Origin of the sequence: Streptomyces alkaliterrae (assembly GCF_007097205.2) — a bacterium.
GTDB classification, from domain to species: domain Bacteria; phylum Actinomycetota; class Actinomycetes; order Streptomycetales; family Streptomycetaceae; genus Streptomyces; species Streptomyces alkaliterrae.
The window spans coordinates 1-407 of sequence record NZ_VJYK02000737.1; the positions used below are offsets into that span (position 1 = coordinate 1).

The 407-nt window shown below is 68.3% G+C and carries 1 protein-coding gene; it reads right to left on the minus strand.

What is annotated here, in order from left to right; translation table 11 throughout:
* On the minus strand, nt 1–407 hold a 407-nt coding region (locus FNX44_RS30195; RefSeq protein WP_153507837.1), incomplete at both ends, for an ABC transporter substrate-binding protein.

The window sequence follows — 407 nt, forward strand, 5'->3', positions numbered from 1 at the left end:
CACAAATCCGCCCCCCACGTCGAAGTTGCGCAGATGGGCCAGCTCACGGCGCACCTGGTCGCGCGTGGGTTTGGGGCCGGCGCGGCGCACTGCTTCGGCCAGCACCTTGGCGGCCACAAAGCCTTCCACCGCGCGGAACGACAGTTCGACATCCTTTGCGCCCACGGCCGCGCGTGCGCGGTTGAATTCGCGGATGACCGGGTTCACGCCCTTGCCGGGGTTGGGCATCACGAGCGCCAGCGAATAGCCGCGCACCGCATCGATGCCGGCCACCTTGAGCAGAATGCCCGGATCAATCGACGACAGCCCAAGCAGTTGCGCGCCGCCACCGCGCGCGCGGTATTGCTTGATGAACTGCGCGGCGGGTTCGGCCGTGGCGCCCAGGAAGATGGCCTGCAAATCGGCGC